This window comes from Cognatishimia sp. MH4019, from assembly GCF_020177595.1.
GTDB lineage: Bacteria > Pseudomonadota > Alphaproteobacteria > Rhodobacterales > Rhodobacteraceae > JAHTBL01.
The window spans coordinates 162,151-176,410 of record NZ_JAHTBL010000002.1 but is presented as its reverse complement, the minus strand read 5'-3'; the positions used below and the strand labels follow the sequence as shown (position 1 = coordinate 176,410).

Below are 14,260 nucleotides of genomic sequence, written 5' to 3'. Positions count from 1 at the left end.
TCCGCACCGCCCGCGACCCATGAAGCGACCACCTGTCGAGCGGAGTATGGAATATGGCCGAAACGGCTGAAAAGAAGCAAAATCCGATCATCGAGACGATCAAGACGATTGTCTATGCGTTACTGATCGCGGGCATCTTTCGCACGCTGTTCTTCCAGCCGTTCTGGATTCCGTCCGGGTCGATGAAAGACACGCTTTTGATTGGCGATTTCGTCTTCGTGAACAAGATGGCTTACGGCTATTCCTACGCGTCCTGCCCCAGCCTGCGCCTGCCGCAATTTGGCATTGATATCGACGCGCAGGATGTTTGCGGAATGTTTGACGGAGATAACACACGCCTTTGGGGTGGTGAGCCTGAGCGTGGCGATGTGATCGTCTTTCGCCATCCCGGCAATGGAGCGGAGTTCATCAAGCGTCTGATCGGGATGCCTGGTGACACGATCCAGATGCGGCAGGGCCGTTTGCATATCAACGGAGAGCCTGTACCCGTCGAAGATGCGGGCAATTTCGAAGAGATTTACGAGCGTCAAGGTCCGCAGGGTCGCTATCCGGCATGTGAAAACGGGCCGGTTGGTGAAGGCGCTGTCTGCCTGAAGTCGCGCCAGCGCGAAACACTGCCGAACGGGCGCACGCATAACATCCTGAACGTGGGCAACCGCGTGTTGGATAACACGCCCGTCTACTCGGTGCCTGAGGGTGAATACATGTTCATCGGGGATAACCGCGATAATTCCACCGACAGCCGCGTTCCGCTGGCCGCGCGTGGCGTTGGGTTTGTGCCGTATGAGAACCTGATCGGGCGTGCAGATCGTGTCATGTTCTCGTCCGCGGGTCGGTCTATGTTCTTTTTCTGGACGTGGCGCGGGGACCGTTTCTTCAAGGCGATCGAGTGAAGCTGTCGGGTGACCTGAAAGCGTTTGAAAGCCGTTTGGGGCATCAGTTTGCGCGCCCCGACCTGCTGGTCCGCGCGGTCACTCATGCGTCGATGTCCTCGCCCAATCGCAGCGACAATCAGCGGTTGGAGTTTCTGGGCGACCGCGTGTTGGGTCTTGTGATGGCTGAGGCGGTGTTGCTCGCCGACAAAGGCGCGGCGGAGGGGCAGTTGGCTCCGCGCTTTAACGCGTTGGTGCGCAAGGAAACCTGTGCCGAGGTCGCGCGAGAGGTCGGGCTGGGTGATGTGCTGAAACTGGGCCGGTCCGAGATGTTGTCAGGGGGACGGCGCAAGGAAGCGCTGCTGGGCGACGCGATGGAGGCGGTGATTGCCGCCGTCTATCGTGACGGCGGATTTGAGGCGGCGCGCGAAGTTGTGACGCGGCTTTGGGGGGATCGTGTGCGCACGGTGGAAGCGGATGCGCGCGACCCCAAGACGGCCCTGCAGGAATGGGTGCAGGCGCGGGGGCAGCAGCCTCCGACATACGAGATTGCAAAGCGGACGGGGCCGGATCACGCGCCTCAGTTCGTGATTGAAGTGACATTGCAAAGCGGCGAGGCCGAGCAGGCCGAGGCAGGCTCGAAACGTCATGCCGAACAAGCCGCCGCCCGCGCGATGCTGGCCCGGTTGGAGGGTGCCAAATGACAGACACACGCGCAGGATTTGTGGCCCTGATCGGGGAACCGAATGCCGGTAAATCGACGCTGCTGAACCGGATGGTTGGCGCGAAGGTTTCTATCGTCACGCATAAGGTGCAGACGACGCGCGCGCGTATTCGCGGCGTGGCAATGGAAGGGTCGTCTCAGCTTGTCTTTGTCGATACGCCGGGCCTGTTTCGCCCGCGTCGCCGGCTGGACCGCGCGATGGTAGCGGCGGCCTGGGGTGGCGCTGCGGATGCCGATGTGGTCGTGCTGATGGTTGAGGCACATCGTGGGATCACGGATGGCGTGCGCGCGATTATCGACTCGCTTGAGGAGCGTGCCACCGGGCAGAGGGTGGCGCTTGCGATCAACAAGATTGATCGGGTGAAATCAGATGTGCTCCTGGCGCTGACGAAAGACTTGAATGAGCTTTATGCGTTTTCAGAGACGTTCATGATCTCGGCCGAGAAGGGGCATGGGGTGGATGACCTGCGCAAATGGCTTGCGGGCGAGGTACCGGAAGGGCCATATCTCTACCCCGAGGATCAGATTGCCGACCTGCCGCTGCGCATGATCGCGGCAGAGACGACGCGCGAAAAGCTGACCCTCCGGTTGCATCAGGAATTGCCCTATCAGCTGACCGTCGAGACGGAGAAATGGGAAGAGCGCAAGGATGGCTCAGCCAAGATCGACCAGCTGATTTACGTGATGCGGGACGGGCATAAGGGCATCGTTCTGGGCAACAAGGGCGAGACGATCAAAGCGGTCGGCAAGGCCGCGCGCGAGGAACTGGAAGAGTTTTTGGGCCGCAAGGTGCATCTGTTCTTGCAGGTGAAAGTGCGCCCGAATTGGCTGGAAGAGTCTGAGCGGTATGATGAAATGGGCCTGAACTTCCGCGACGGGAATTCATGAGCCGTCTGACCAGCGGCTTCTGGGTCGACGCTTACCGGATGCGGCTGGAAGCGTTGGGCATTCCGGCGATGATCGTCAGCAAAGGCGATGCGACGGCGGGCGCGGTGTTGATCAAATTGAACACGCTGGACGGCAACGCGACGCTCTATCACCGCAGCTTCAACCTGATGACCGGAGAGCGGGTTTGGGACGTGTTGGTTTCAGGCTCTGAACAGCAGATCGACGGGTCCGTCGCCAAGCAACGGTCGTTCGATCCGGATATCTGGGTGATCGAGGTCGAGGACCGCGAAGGGCGGCATTTGCTGGACGATCCATCGCTGGCGTGATGGGATAGCGCCATGGTCGATTGGCGGGATGAAGGGGCGTTGTTGCGCGTGCGAAGGCACGGAGAGACCTCTGTCATCATCGACGTTTTTACCGAAGAGCATGGGCTTCAGGCAGGTGTCGTGCGCGGCGGCACCAGCCGCAAGATTGCGCCTGTTTTGCAGCCGGGCGCGCAGCTGGATGTCAGCTGGCGCGCGCGGCTGGAAGAGCATTTGGGCAGCTATTCAGTGGAGCCGGTGCGGTCGCGTGCAGCGGCTGTGATGGGCGACCGGTTGGCGCTGGCCGGGCTGAATGCGATCTGCGCGCTGCTGGCGTTTGCGCTGCCAGAGCGGGAGGCGCATCCGCAGCTTTATCAGCAGTCCATCACATTGATGGATTTGCTGGGGCAGACTGATGCCTGGCCGCTTGCCTATTTGCGCTGGGAGTTGGCCCTGCTTGAAGAGATGGGCTTTGGTCTTGATCTGACCGAGTGTGCAGCGACAGGGGCGGTGGATGATCTGGCTTATGTGTCGCCAAAAACCGGGCGCGCGGTCTCGGCGGAGGGCGCGGGCGTTTGGGCGGATAAGCTGTTGCCGCTGCCGCCGTGTTTGCTGGGCATTGGACCCGCGCCGGACGAGGAAATCCGCGAAGGGCTGCGCATGACAGGGTATTTCCTGAAAACCCGTTTGGTGCCCGCACTTGGGGATCGCCCTTTGCCGCCTGCGCGGCAGCGGCTGGTCGACTTGTTGGCGCGTTAATTCTGAGCGGTGAAGACCATCTTGCGACCCGCATCATTCGACAGGATCAGGGTCGTGCCAGACACCTCAGAGAGGGTCATTCCCGAGAGGGCAGCGAAATAGGTTTGCTCGGCTACGAGGTCGCGGCAGGCACGTTTGGAGACCGCAATCGCTTCGACCTTGAGCCACGGGTAAGGGACAGTCTGCATCGCGGAATAGCTGTTGCACGGCGCTTGGCCCGCGACCCGACCTTGAGCGGGAAACGAAATCGTGGCCGAGGCGTCAAACGGTTTATCGTCGATGCTTTGTAGTGCGAATATCGCGCCTTCGGGCGCGTAGCCCGAGATTGTCTCGTCAGCGAGGCAACCGCCAAGGGCAAGAACAAGGAGAGCCATGCGGAGTTTCATGGCTCCTTTGTGCGGGGGAGCGAGGGTGCGGTCCAGTGCGAAAACGGCGCGCTTGAGAGGCAAAGTGAACCAAATCGCAAGTTAGGACGTAGAAAGATCAATAAAAGCGCCGCGTTTTCATTGCGGCCCATGGCGCAGGCGCAGATCGCCCGCGCGACATAAGGAGCAAAGATATGACTATGATCGACATGGCCGCCGATACGGCGCGCCGTATCCCAACCATTCGTAGTGCTGACTGGTTCATCCGTATCCCGTTGGCCGCCATCATCATCGACCAAGGTCTGATCAAGCTGCCCGATATGGCGGCGCAGGCCGAAGGCTTCGGGCTTCCGCTGGTTCTATTCGCTTTGGCCGCCTTAGCCGAAGTTGGCGGCGGTATCGCGCTGCTTCTGGGTGGTCTGCTGCGCAACAACTGGTTCTCGGACCTGCTGACGCGCCTGGCGGGCCTTGCGATTTCTATCGTTGTGGCCGGTGTCATCATCATGATCTATTTCGGCCCGTTCTTCGGATGGCAACTGCAAGGGATGCTATTGGCCGGTGGCCTGTTTTTCATGCTGCGCGGCAACGGCGACGTGAAAGGGCGGAGCCTGATTTAAGGCGTCCCGCTCAGCTGCGCGCAAGCACCGCGCGTCTGGCCTCCAGATAGCGTCGGAGCGGGGCTTCGGTCGTCAGCGAAATCGCTTTATCATAAAGAAGGGCGGCGCCATGTGCGTCGCCCTTTTGCGCTGTCAGATAGGCCCGTGTGGCGAGGGCGGGTTGGAAATTCTCGGCGGTTTTCGGATCGATTTTATCCAGTAAACCAAGGCCTTCATCCGGCCCGAGAACTTGCGCGGTGGCCGCCGCGTGACTGACCGCTGCCCCGATCGTCGGGTAGAGTTTTAGCAGTGCCGCGTGCAGTTTCATGAGCGCGCGCCAGTCGGTCGCTCCGGTTTCGGCGCGGTGCGCATGGACGGATTGGATGGCCGCTTCAAGCTGGAAACGCCCGATCTTGCCAAGGCGCTGGGCGCGGGTGAGGAAGGTTGCAGCGCGGTCGATCAAGCCAGTGTCCCAAAGGGTCGGGTCCTGTTCATGGAGCGGGACAAGGGTGTCGTCTTTGATCCGGGCGGCCTCGCGAGACTGGGCAAAGGCGATAAGCGCTGCAAGGCCAAGGGCTTCGGGTTCTTTTGGCATGAGGTCGGTTAGAAGATGAGCGAGGTAGAGCGCTTCAACGCTGAGCGCGTCGGAGCCGTGGAGCCAGTCGAGTGAATAGGCCCCGTAGATCGCTTCAAGTACCGCATCGAGGCGGGGCGGCAGGTTGGCCGGGTCAGGGATGTGGAACGGGATGCCGCTGGCTTTGATCTTGGATTTGGCGCGCACAAGCCGCTGGGCCATGGCGGTGGGCGAGATCAGAAAAGCTGAGGCTATTTCTACGGCCTCGACCCCCAGCACGGTTTGCAGCATCAGCGGCGTGTGCAAGCCCGCGTCGATGGCCGGATGGGCGCAGACGAACATCAGTTTCAGGCGTTCGTCGGGGAAATCGGGGGGTTGCTGAGTCGGCATTTCGGGGACCTCGTCAGTGTAATTGATGCGGGTGGCGCGGCGCTGGGCATCGGTCAGACGGTTGCGCGCTGTGGTCAGAAGCCAAGCTTCAGGGTTGTCCGGGATACCGCTTTGGGGCCAAGCGATGAGCGCTTTGGTGAATGCATCAGCCAGCGCATCTTCGGCAGCAGTGATATCGCGCGTGCGGCTGGCAAGGATCGCGATGAGCTTACCGTAGGACGCGCGCGCAACCTCTGCTGCGCGCGCATCGGCTGTCACGCGCTGTCCATCGCAGAGGCGCGGACTTCGACCTTGCCATAAGCGGCAGCGGGGCATTTGGCCGCCCAGGCGAGGGCGGCATCCAGATCGGGGACATCAACGACGAAGAACCCGCCCAGTGTTTCCTTGGTGTCGGCGAAGGGGCCGTCCTGGATACGGGTTTCGCCATCGGCAAGGCTCACGGTGGTGGCGGTATGCGCGGGGTGGAGCCAGTCAGTGTCAACGAAGACGCCGGCCTCTTGCAAAGCGCCGATATAGGCGCCGTAAACTTCCTTTTCCTTGGCCCAGTCCTCTGGGGTCATGTCGGTAAAATCGGCAGGGTTTGAATAGAGGAAAAATGTATAACGCATTGATCTGGTTCCCTTATGCAGTCGCTTTGGCGAGGTTGGCGAGACCTGCTTCGAAAGTCTTGCCGATCATGCCGTCCATGAAAAGACCAAAGACACGGGCGATCGGGTTCATTCCCATGTCGGTTTCCATGCGCCATGTGACCTGTGTACCCTCGGCAGTGGGGGTCACGGTGAGCGATTGGGTGGGTGTGCCCATCGGACCAAGGTCGATGTCATAGATCACCGAGCTGCCGATGATCTGCGCGACGGTCTGGCTGCCTTTGCCCTCTTTTCCGTCGAAGTGAAAGCCGGAGCCCACGCCGCTTTCTGGGCCGAAATGGGTGATCTTCAGGTTGGGATCGCTGGCTTTGTAAGGGTTGAACGCCTGGTAGCCCGTGTTGGACGCAGCCAGTTGCAGGATCGTTTGCGGATCAGCGTCGATGATTGCGGTGCGTTCAACCTCAACCTTGCTTGGGATGAGGTAGGTGGCGGCGGTTGCCAATGCGAGGATGCCAGCGCCGATGAGCAGGATTTGGGAAAGGGTCATGTCGGTGTCTCCGTGTATTAAGTTCCCGAAAGCGGGGTGCTTTCATGGACATGACGAATGGGAGACAGGCGGATCGACAGAAGGGGTGAAGTTTTTTTGAAGAAAATTCGTAAGGACTTGAAATTACGACGCTCTTTTTCTCAATTAAAATGAAAAAGCCCCGCCGGGAGCGAGGCTTTTACGCTTTTCTATGATCTAAGGCTTAGTCCAGAAGACGCCGCGCAATCACCTGAGCCTGAATTTCAGCAGCACCCTCGAAGATGTTGAGGATGCGCGCATCGCAGAGCACGCGGCTGATCTTGTATTCCAGCGCGAAGCCGTTGCCGCCGTGGATTTGCAGACCGTTATCGGCTGCGGCCCAAGCGACGCGCGCGCCCAGCAGTTTGGCCATGCCGGCCTCAAGATCGCAGCGGCGGCCTTCGTCTTTCTCGGTTGCCGAGAAATAGGTCAGCTGGCGGGCGATCATGATCTCAACCGCCATCATGGCCAGCTTACCCGAGACGCGGGGAAACTCGATCAGGGCTTTGCCGAACTGCTTGCGCTCCAGCGCGTATTGCATGCCGATATCCAGCGCGGATTGCGCGACACCGACCGCGCGTGCGGCGGTCTGGATGCGCGCGCTCTCGAACGTTTCCATCAGTTGCTTGAAGCCCTTGCCTTCTTCGCCGCCCAGAAGGTTTTCACCTTTGACGTGGAAGTTGTCGAAGGCCAGTTCGTATTCCTTCATGCCGCGATAGCCGAGGACTTCGATCTCACCGCCGGTCATACCTTCAGTGGGGAAGGGGTTTTCGTCGGTGCCGGGGGTCTTTTCGGCGATGAACATCGACAGGCCCGAGTAATTGGTCGTTTCCGGATCAGTGCGGGCCAGCAGCGTCATGATCTGCGTGCGGGTCGCGTGGGTGATCCAGGTTTTGTTGCCGGTGACGCGGTAATCGTCGCCGTCCTTGACCGCGCGGGTGCGCAGGGAGCCGAGGTCAGAGCCTGTGTTCGGCTCAGTAAACACGGCGGTCGGCAATGTCTCGGCCGAGGCCAATTGCGGCAGCCATTTCTGCTTTTGCTCTTCGGTACCGCCGCAGATGATCAGCTCGGCTGCGATTTCCGAACGGGTGCCGAGCGAGCCGACACCGATATAGCCGCGCGAAAGTTCTTCGGAGACGACGCACATCGACGCTTTCGACAGACCAAACCCGCCATATTCCTCGGGGATGGTCAAACCGAAGACGCCCATTTCGGCCAGTTCCTCGATGATCTCCATCGGGATCAGCTCGTCTTTGAGGTGCCAGTCATGGGCGTGCGGTTCGACTTTTTCGACGGCGAAGCGGCGGAACTGTTCGCGGATCATCTCAAGCTCATCATCAAGGCCGGAGGTGCCAACGGTGATGTTGGCCGAATGCTCCTGCATCAGCTCGACAAGTCGCGTCCGGGCGGCTTGTGTGTTGCCGGACTGGGTGAGCGTCATCACCGCAGGATCCATGAGAGCGCGCATGTCGTCCTGGGTCAGGCCGATGTCTTGCAGGCGGAGAATCTCGCCCTGGTTCATCGGGATGCCGCCATAGATCTGCCAGAGGTATTCGCCAAAAGCGATCTGGTGGATCAGTTGCTCCGTCTCGCCAAATTTGCCCTCGGCTTGCAGCTTGTCCGCCCAAGCCTGCATCTGGCGTAGCGATTCGACATACGTGGCGAGCCAGGCCAGCCCGTGAGCGGCGGTTTGGTTCGCTTCAATCAGGCCGCCAGAGACGCGCCCGTCTTTCGTCACCAATGCGCGCAAGGCTTCTTTTGCTTTATTCAAAACCTCTTCCACAGGGGCAATCGCCGCGCCTGTGAGGCTGAGAAGATCAGGGAGCAGCGCCGTGGGCGCGAGGGGCATGTCTTGTCCGTCGTGGGCCATTCTACAGTTCCTTTTATAAGCTGCCTGACGACATAGTTCTTTCGCAGGTGCAGCGCAACTTTAATTCCAAATATTCCGGCTATTTGAACAAAAATTGCGCAGGCGATTATTGCAGTGCAGCGCGATGATGGCTGCGGTATTCGGAAGCATGGATAGCATTTTTGCCCTCATGTCCCCAACCCTGCTGATCGCCGCACTTGGCATCGCGTTTTTGGGCGGCGTCGTCAAAGGTGTCGTTGGGTTCGCCATGCCGATGGTCGTGATTTCAGGGCTTTCGGGCTTTTTGCCCCCTGATGTGGCGCTGGCTGGGTTGATCTTACCGACGCTGGTGGCCAATGGCGGGCAAGCATTGCGGCAGGGGATTGGCGCGGCGATCCGTTCGATCCGGTCGGTCTGGCGGTTTTTGCTGTTTGGGTTGGTCACCCTGTTGCTCAGCGCGCAACTGGTCGCGGTGTTACCGGCGGATCTGCTGTTCTTGATGATGGGCGTGCCGGTGGTGCTGTTTGCGACCTTCCAACTGGCAGGCTGGCGGTTGCATATCGCAGAACACTCGCGGCGGGTCTGGGAGGCCGGAATCGGCGCGTTTGCGGGGTTCATTGGCGGCATATCCGGCATCTGGGGGCCGCCGACGGTGGCCTATTTGACGGCAATTGAGACACCCAAGGTCGATCAGATGCGCGTTATGGGCGTGATCTATGGGCTGGGGGCGGTGGCGCTGACGGCGGCGCATGTGCAATCGGGGGTGCTGAATGCGCAGACGGCGCCGTTCTCGGCTGTCATGATTGCGCCGGCCTTTGCCGGTATGGCGCTGGGCTGGCTGGTGCATGACAAGATCGACCAGCAGGCTTTCAGAAAAGCGACGCTGGCCGTTTTGTTTTTGGCCGGGCTCAACCTGATCCGGCGCGGGCTGTTTTAGCCGATGGCTGCGGCTTTCACATCGTCGTCGATGTAGGGCACATATTGCTCGAAGTTGTCGGCAAACATCTGCACCAGCTTTTCGGCCTGCGCGTCATAGGCGCTTGCATCGGCCCACGTGCGGCGCGGATCAAGCAGAATGTCAGCGACACCCTGAACACTGACCGGCACTTCGAAACCGAAGTTGGGGTCTTTGCGGAAATCAACCGCAGCCAATGAGCCATCCAGAGCGGCAGTCAGCAACGCGCGGGTTGCGCGGATCGGCATGCGTGAGCCAGAGCCGTACGCGCCTCCGGTCCAACCGGTGTTCACCAGCCAGCAGGTCGCGCCATGCTTGGCGATCTTTTCGCGCAGCAGGTTGCCGTAGGCTTCGGGGCGACGGGGCATGAAGGGTGCGCCGAAACAGGTGGAGAATGTCGGCTCAGGCTCGGTCACGCCGCGCTCGGTCCCGGCGACTTTGGACGTGAAGCCGGAGAGGAAGTGGTACATTGCCTGTGCGGGTGTGAGCCGCGCGATTGGGGGCAGAACGCCGAACGCATCGCAGGTCAGCATGATGATGTTCTTAGGGTGGCCACCAAGCGCGGTGGACGACGCATTCGAGATATAGTGCAGCGGATAGGCGCAGCGCATATTGGCGGTCAGGCTATCGTCTTCGAAGTCGAGTTCCTTGGTTTCTTCATCATAGACCATATTCTCAATCACGGTGCCGAATTTCTTGGTCGTAGCGTAAATCTCGGGCTCGGCCTCGGCGCTGAGATTGATCGTCTTGGCATAGCAGCCGCCCTCGAAGTTGAAGGTGCCACGTTCGGACCATCCATGCTCATCATCCCCGATCAGCGTGCGGGACGGATCAGCCGACAGCGTCGTTTTGCCGGTGCCGGAAAGGCCAAAGAAGATCGCTGTATCAACAGGGTTACCCGGCGCGTGATTGGCCGAGCAGTGCATCGGCATGATGCCTTTTTCCGGTAGCAGGTAGTTCAGAAGCGAGAACACGGATTTCTTGTTCTCACCTGCATATTCGGTGCCGCCGATCAGGATCAGCTTCTTGTCGAAATTCAGCACAATGACCGTTTCAGAGCGGCACCCATGCTTGGCAGGGTCCGCCTGGAAGGTGGGGCAGTTGATGATGGTGAAATCAGCGGTGAACTCATCCAACTCATCGCGGTCAGGCCGACGCAGAAGGTGGCGGATGAAGAGGCCATGCCATGCAAGCTCGGTCACGACGCGGACATCAAGACGGTGGGCGGGATCAGCGCCACCGAAAAGATCATGCACGTAGTAATCGCCGCCCTCCATATGAGCGATCATGTCGCTGTAAAGAACGTCAAACGCCGCAGGCTCCATCGGGGCGTTGTTTTCCCACCAGATGCTGTCTTCCACGGACGGCGTGCGGACAACAAACTTATCTTTGGGGGAGCGACCCGTGTGCTTGCCGGTGGAAACAAGGAATGTTCCCCCTTCGCCCAGCGTGCCTTCATCGCGTTTGAGCGCGGCTTCGATCAGCGCAGGCTCCAGCAGGTTGTAATAGACATTGCCGAGACCTGTGATCCCTTGGTCTTCGAGGCGGTGCTGCGGGTTGACCCGTCCAGATGTCATTGAGTTGCTCCTGTGGTGCCCAATCGAGGCGAATTGTCCTTTAGCGCATGGATCGCGCCTGCCGCCGGAAGCAGCGACAGGGGTCCAGATAACATGACGGTTCCGGATTAGAACAGGACGCAAACGCGCAGTTAGCGCAACCAAATGCAGGTTAGCGCCAACACGCTCTGCATCTGGCGGTTAACTGCTGCATTTTAGCAATTCATTTCCTTTTTTGTTTCAAAACTGACGCAGGTCAGAACCCTGATTCGCTTTAACAGTTGATTCGGACCCTGAAAAAAGAGAGATTATGCCTAAAAGCAGGCAAAAAATAATAACGAGCAGTAAAAGGAAATCCCCATGTCGAAGATCGCCTTGGTGGACGATGATCGGAATATTCTGACATCCGTGTCCATGACACTCGAAGCGGAAGGCTTCGAGGTAAACACCTATAATGATGGTCAGGCTGCGCTGGAGGCTTTCAACAAAAGCATGCCGGATATGGCTGTTCTGGACATCAAGATGCCCCGTATGGACGGCATGGATTTGCTGCAACGGCTGCGTCAGAAAACGACGATGCCAGTGATTTTCCTGACCTCCAAAGACGATGAGATCGACGAGGTTCTGGGTCTGCGGATGGGCGCGGATGACTATGTGAAAAAGCCGTTCTCCCAGCGCCTTCTGGTCGAACGTATCCGTGCGCTTCTGCGCCGTCAGGATGCGATTGCAGGCGATGTGGTCGGCGACACCGAAGAGACCAAAGTGCTGGTGCGTGGCGAGTTGCGAATGGACCCGCTGCGTCACGCGGTGACGTGGAAGGGGCAGGACGTGTCCTTGACCGTGACCGAGTTCCTGCTGTTGCAAGCGCTGGCGCAACGGCCCGGTTTCGTCAAAAGCCGCGATCAGTTGATGGACGTGGCCTATGACGATCAGGTCTATGTCGATGACCGCACAATCGACAGCCATATCAAGCGCTTGCGCAAGAAGATGCGGTCGGTCGATGACGAGTTTACGGCGATCGAAACCCTTTATGGCATTGGCTACCGGTATAACGAAGAGCCATGACAATCGCGCCGAAGATTGACGTTCGGGATCTGAACTCTGTCCGCAAGGCAGCGAAACCTGATGTTGTGTTGGGCGATGATTATGTCGCGCCCGACAGCTTCGGCGAGAAAGAACTGCAGGACCGGCGGGAGCGGCGCGGGCTGATCACGCTCAACCGGTCGCCACTGGCGCGCAAGATCATCACATTCAACCTGTTGGCGCTGATCGTGCTGGTGGCGGGGGTTCTGTATCTGAACCCCGCACGCAACAGCCTGGCGTTTCAGCGCGGCACGGCGCTGGTGTCAGAAGCCGAACTGATTGCCGATGTGTTCGAGGCGCAGATTGAGGGCAACGCCCCCGTCAATCTGGCCGCTGGCGATGGTCTGGACGTGGCCGAAACGCTTGAGGCGCTTGATCTGCGCTCGGGCATCGAGGTGTTCGTGTTTGATCCGCAAGAGACGCTTGTCGGCTCGACCGAAGGAATGCAGCGGCGCTTGCCTCAGATCGACGGGCTTGAGAACGCCGAAACCAACACCGTCATCACAGACTTTCTGAACCGCATCTGGTCGGGTGCGTCCAAAGTGCTGACCGCGCAAGAGGACGTGGCCGAGGTTCAGGATGCCGCAACGTTGGCAGCCAAGCTGATCGACGAAACGCTGACCGGCGGCACGCAGGTCAAGATGGGGCGCGACGCGAACGAGGCGACGCTATTCACTGTTGCCACCCCTATTTTGCAAGGGGATCGGGCCGTTGGCGTTGTGGCGCTGACCAGTGCCGCAGGTGAGATTGACCAGCTTGTGCGCAGCGACCGCGAACAGATTTTGCAGATGTTTGTCATCGCCATTCTGGTCTCGATTGGATTGAGCCTTGTGTTGGCCTCGACCATCGCGAATCCGCTGTCGGATTTGGCTGCTGCGGCGGAACTTGGTCGCGATAAGAACGCGCGTAAAATGACGCCGAGCCGCATTCGGATCCCCGATTTGACGGCGCGACCGGACGAGATTGGCAGGCTCTCCAGCGCGCTACGGGGCATGGTGGCCGCACTTTACGATCGCATTGATGCGAATGAACAATTCGCAGCCGACGTGGCGCATGAAATCAAGAATCCGCTTGCCTCTTTGCGGTCCGCCGTGGGCACGATGCGCGTGGCGAAGCGGGACGATCAGCGTGAAAAGCTGCTGGACGTGATTGACCATGATGTCAGTCGTCTGGATCGTCTGGTCAGCGATATCGCGAATGCATCGCGGCTTGATAGCGAGCTGGTCAAGGAAGAAGAGCAGGCGTTCGATTTGCTGAAAATGATCGGCAATCTGAACGAGTTTCTTGGTCAGGAAGCCTCGGCCAAGGGCGTTGAGTATATTGCAGACATTCCGGCAAATCCGATCTTCATTCACGGGCTTGAGGCGCGGCTGGCGCAGGTTTTTGTCAATCTGATCACAAATGCGATTTCGTTTTGCGAGGAGGGCGACGCGATCCGGGTCTGGGCGCGGCAGCGTGAAAACCGCGTGCTTGTCGTGGTCGAGGATACCGGGCCGGGTATCCCCGAACCCGCGCTGAACAAGATTTTCCAGCGGTTCTATTCGGAACGCCCCGAGGCGCAGTTTGGCAATAACTCCGGGCTTGGGCTTGCGATCTCCAAACAGATTGTTGAGGCCCATGGCGGCGTGATCTGGGCCGAGAATATTCGCCCGACCGATGCCGACATCACGTCCGAACCGCTGGGCGCGCGCTTTGTGGTCGGCTTGCCGATCTGACAGAAAGGGCAGCCGCTTTCCAATGTCTGAAACGCTGCCCTCTGACCCCCCTGACACAGACGCGCCAGTGCAGGTGCACGCCAGTTGCGTCGCGGTGTCCGGCAAGGCACTACTGATTATCGGCCCATCTGGTACAGGCAAATCCAGCCTTGCGCTGGAGTTGATGGCGCTGGGCGCGCAGCTTGTGGCGGACGACCAGACAGCCCTGCGTCTAGACGGCAACCGCGTCATCGCGCAGTGCCCACCTTCCATCGAAGGCCGCATCGAGGCGCGGGGGATTGGCCTGCTGAATGCCCCCCCGTCCGGGCCGACGCCTGTAGTGGCCATTCTTGATCTCGCCACGTCAGAGCGCGACCGTCTGCCGCCCTTTCGCGAGGCGGTTTTGCTGGGACAAGTGCTCCCCTTGCTTCACAAAGCGGGGAACACAGCTTTTCCTGCTGCGCTGATGCAATATCTCAAGGAGGGAAGACGGGATTAAAA

16 protein-coding genes are annotated in these 14,260 nt (G+C 59.6%); 10 read left to right on the top strand and 6 right to left on the bottom strand.

Annotated features, from left to right (window positions below; genetic code table 11):
• Positions 1-53: 53 nt before the first annotated feature.
• From lepB to recO, 5 genes are read left to right on the top strand one after another with little or no spacing between them, the layout of a single operon-like run.
• Positions 54-893 carry a signal peptidase I gene (lepB, locus tag KUW67_RS04070; RefSeq protein WP_224824002.1) on the top strand — a complete coding sequence of 280 codons (840 nt, stop codon included), beginning with the start codon at positions 54-56 and terminating at the stop codon, positions 891-893.
• A complete protein-coding gene (gene rnc, locus KUW67_RS04065; protein WP_224824001.1) occupies positions 890-1,576 on the top strand; it encodes a ribonuclease III in 687 nt (228 codons plus the stop codon). The genes lepB and rnc overlap by 4 nt, the downstream gene beginning before the upstream one ends.
• Positions 1,573-2,484, top strand: a complete 912-nt coding sequence (gene era / locus KUW67_RS04060) for a GTPase Era (protein WP_224824000.1) — start codon at positions 1,573-1,575, stop codon at positions 2,482-2,484. Before rnc ends, era begins: the two co-directional genes overlap by 4 nt.
• Entirely contained in the window at positions 2,481-2,810 is a 330-nt protein-coding gene (locus KUW67_RS04055; RefSeq protein WP_224823999.1) for a DUF1491 family protein, read from the top strand. The genes era and KUW67_RS04055 overlap by 4 nt, the downstream gene beginning before the upstream one ends.
• A 12-nt stretch (positions 2,811-2,822) precedes the next feature.
• Positions 2,823-3,545, top strand: coding sequence for a DNA repair protein RecO (gene recO / locus KUW67_RS04050; RefSeq protein ID WP_224823998.1), 723 nt, complete (start codon positions 2,823-2,825; stop codon positions 3,543-3,545).
• On the opposite strand, the gene KUW67_RS04045 is transcribed toward recO, so the two are convergent.
• Positions 3,542-3,931 carry an META domain-containing protein gene (locus tag KUW67_RS04045; RefSeq protein ID WP_224823997.1) on the bottom strand — a complete coding sequence of 130 codons (390 nt, stop codon included), beginning with the start codon at positions 3,929-3,931 and terminating at the stop codon, positions 3,542-3,544. The genes recO and KUW67_RS04045 overlap by 4 nt on opposite strands.
• A 173-nt stretch (positions 3,932-4,104) precedes the next feature.
• Between KUW67_RS04045 and KUW67_RS04040 the strand changes: the two genes are divergently transcribed.
• The gene (locus KUW67_RS04040; protein WP_224823996.1) at positions 4,105-4,527 is read left to right on the top strand and encodes a hypothetical protein; all 423 of its coding nucleotides are present in this window, start codon (positions 4,105-4,107) and stop codon (positions 4,525-4,527) included.
• 10 nt (positions 4,528-4,537) lie between these two features.
• Here the strand turns inward: KUW67_RS04040 and KUW67_RS04035 are convergent, their stop codons facing one another.
• The 4 genes from KUW67_RS04035 to KUW67_RS04020 form a co-directional block, all read right to left on the bottom strand.
• Positions 4,538-5,728 carry a DUF6596 domain-containing protein gene (locus tag KUW67_RS04035; RefSeq protein ID WP_224823995.1) on the bottom strand — a complete coding sequence of 397 codons (1,191 nt, stop codon included), beginning with the start codon at positions 5,726-5,728 and terminating at the stop codon, positions 4,538-4,540.
• Positions 5,725-6,078, bottom strand: coding sequence for a YciI family protein (locus KUW67_RS04030; RefSeq protein ID WP_224823994.1), 354 nt, complete (start codon positions 6,076-6,078; stop codon positions 5,725-5,727). The genes KUW67_RS04035 and KUW67_RS04030 overlap by 4 nt, the downstream gene beginning before the upstream one ends.
• A 13-nt stretch (positions 6,079-6,091) precedes the next feature.
• Entirely contained in the window at positions 6,092-6,604 is a 513-nt protein-coding gene (locus tag KUW67_RS04025; protein ID WP_224823993.1) for an SRPBCC family protein, read from the bottom strand.
• Positions 6,605-6,806: 202 nt separating this feature from the next.
• On the bottom strand, positions 6,807-8,492 hold the full coding sequence (locus KUW67_RS04020; protein ID WP_224823992.1) for an acyl-CoA dehydrogenase family protein: 1,686 nt from the start codon (positions 8,490-8,492) through the stop codon (positions 6,807-6,809).
• Positions 8,493-8,640: 148 nt separating this feature from the next.
• On the opposite strand from KUW67_RS04020, the gene KUW67_RS04015 reads away from it, so the two are divergent.
• A complete protein-coding gene (locus KUW67_RS04015; RefSeq protein ID WP_224823991.1) occupies positions 8,641-9,408 on the top strand; it encodes a sulfite exporter TauE/SafE family protein in 768 nt (255 codons plus the stop codon).
• Here the strand turns inward: KUW67_RS04015 and KUW67_RS04010 are convergent.
• Positions 9,405-11,003 carry a phosphoenolpyruvate carboxykinase gene (locus KUW67_RS04010; protein ID WP_224823990.1) on the bottom strand — a complete coding sequence of 533 codons (1,599 nt, stop codon included), beginning with the start codon at positions 11,001-11,003 and terminating at the stop codon, positions 9,405-9,407. The genes KUW67_RS04015 and KUW67_RS04010 overlap by 4 nt on opposite strands.
• Before the next feature lie 339 nt (positions 11,004-11,342).
• Here KUW67_RS04010 and KUW67_RS04005 point away from each other — a divergent pair, with 339 nt between their 5' ends.
• From KUW67_RS04005 to KUW67_RS03995, 3 genes are read left to right on the top strand one after another with little or no spacing between them, the layout of a single operon-like run.
• Positions 11,343-12,047, top strand: a complete 705-nt coding sequence (locus KUW67_RS04005) for a response regulator transcription factor (protein ID WP_224823989.1) — start codon at positions 11,343-11,345, stop codon at positions 12,045-12,047.
• Entirely contained in the window at positions 12,044-13,780 is a 1,737-nt protein-coding gene (locus tag KUW67_RS04000; protein ID WP_224823988.1) for a sensor histidine kinase, read from the top strand. Before KUW67_RS04005 ends, KUW67_RS04000 begins: the two co-directional genes overlap by 4 nt.
• A 22-nt stretch (positions 13,781-13,802) precedes the next feature.
• Positions 13,803-14,258, top strand: a complete 456-nt coding sequence (locus KUW67_RS03995; protein ID WP_224823987.1) for an HPr kinase/phosphorylase — start codon at positions 13,803-13,805, stop codon at positions 14,256-14,258.
• Positions 14,259-14,260: the final 2 nt, after the last annotated feature.

Excerpts from the sequence above, each read along its gene's own strand:
- KUW67_RS03995 (WP_224823987.1), top strand. The coding sequence starts at position 13,803 with ATGTCTGAAACGCTGCCCTCTGACCCCCCTGACACAGACGCGCCAGTG.
- KUW67_RS04025 (WP_224823993.1), bottom strand. The coding sequence starts at position 6,604 with ATGACCCTTTCCCAAATCCTGCTCATCGGCGCTGGCATCCTCGCATTG.
- KUW67_RS04055 (WP_224823999.1), top strand. The coding sequence starts at position 2,481 with ATGAGCCGTCTGACCAGCGGCTTCTGGGTCGACGCTTACCGGATGCGG.
- era (WP_224824000.1), top strand. The coding sequence starts at position 1,573 with ATGACAGACACACGCGCAGGATTTGTGGCCCTGATCGGGGAACCGAAT.
- KUW67_RS04030 (WP_224823994.1), bottom strand. The coding sequence starts at position 6,078 with ATGCGTTATACATTTTTCCTCTATTCAAACCCTGCCGATTTTACCGAC.
- recO (WP_224823998.1), top strand. The coding sequence starts at position 2,823 with ATGGTCGATTGGCGGGATGAAGGGGCGTTGTTGCGCGTGCGAAGGCAC.
- KUW67_RS04010 (WP_224823990.1), bottom strand. The coding sequence starts at position 11,003 with ATGACATCTGGACGGGTCAACCCGCAGCACCGCCTCGAAGACCAAGGG.
- KUW67_RS04015 (WP_224823991.1), top strand. The coding sequence starts at position 8,641 with ATGGATAGCATTTTTGCCCTCATGTCCCCAACCCTGCTGATCGCCGCA.
- KUW67_RS04040 (WP_224823996.1), top strand. The coding sequence starts at position 4,105 with ATGACTATGATCGACATGGCCGCCGATACGGCGCGCCGTATCCCAACC.
- KUW67_RS04045 (WP_224823997.1), bottom strand. The coding sequence starts at position 3,931 with ATGAAACTCCGCATGGCTCTCCTTGTTCTTGCCCTTGGCGGTTGCCTC.
- KUW67_RS04000 (WP_224823988.1), top strand. The coding sequence starts at position 12,044 with ATGACAATCGCGCCGAAGATTGACGTTCGGGATCTGAACTCTGTCCGC.
- lepB (WP_224824002.1), top strand. The coding sequence starts at position 54 with ATGGCCGAAACGGCTGAAAAGAAGCAAAATCCGATCATCGAGACGATC.
- KUW67_RS04020 (WP_224823992.1), bottom strand. The coding sequence starts at position 8,492 with ATGGCCCACGACGGACAAGACATGCCCCTCGCGCCCACGGCGCTGCTC.
- KUW67_RS04005 (WP_224823989.1), top strand. The coding sequence starts at position 11,343 with ATGTCGAAGATCGCCTTGGTGGACGATGATCGGAATATTCTGACATCC.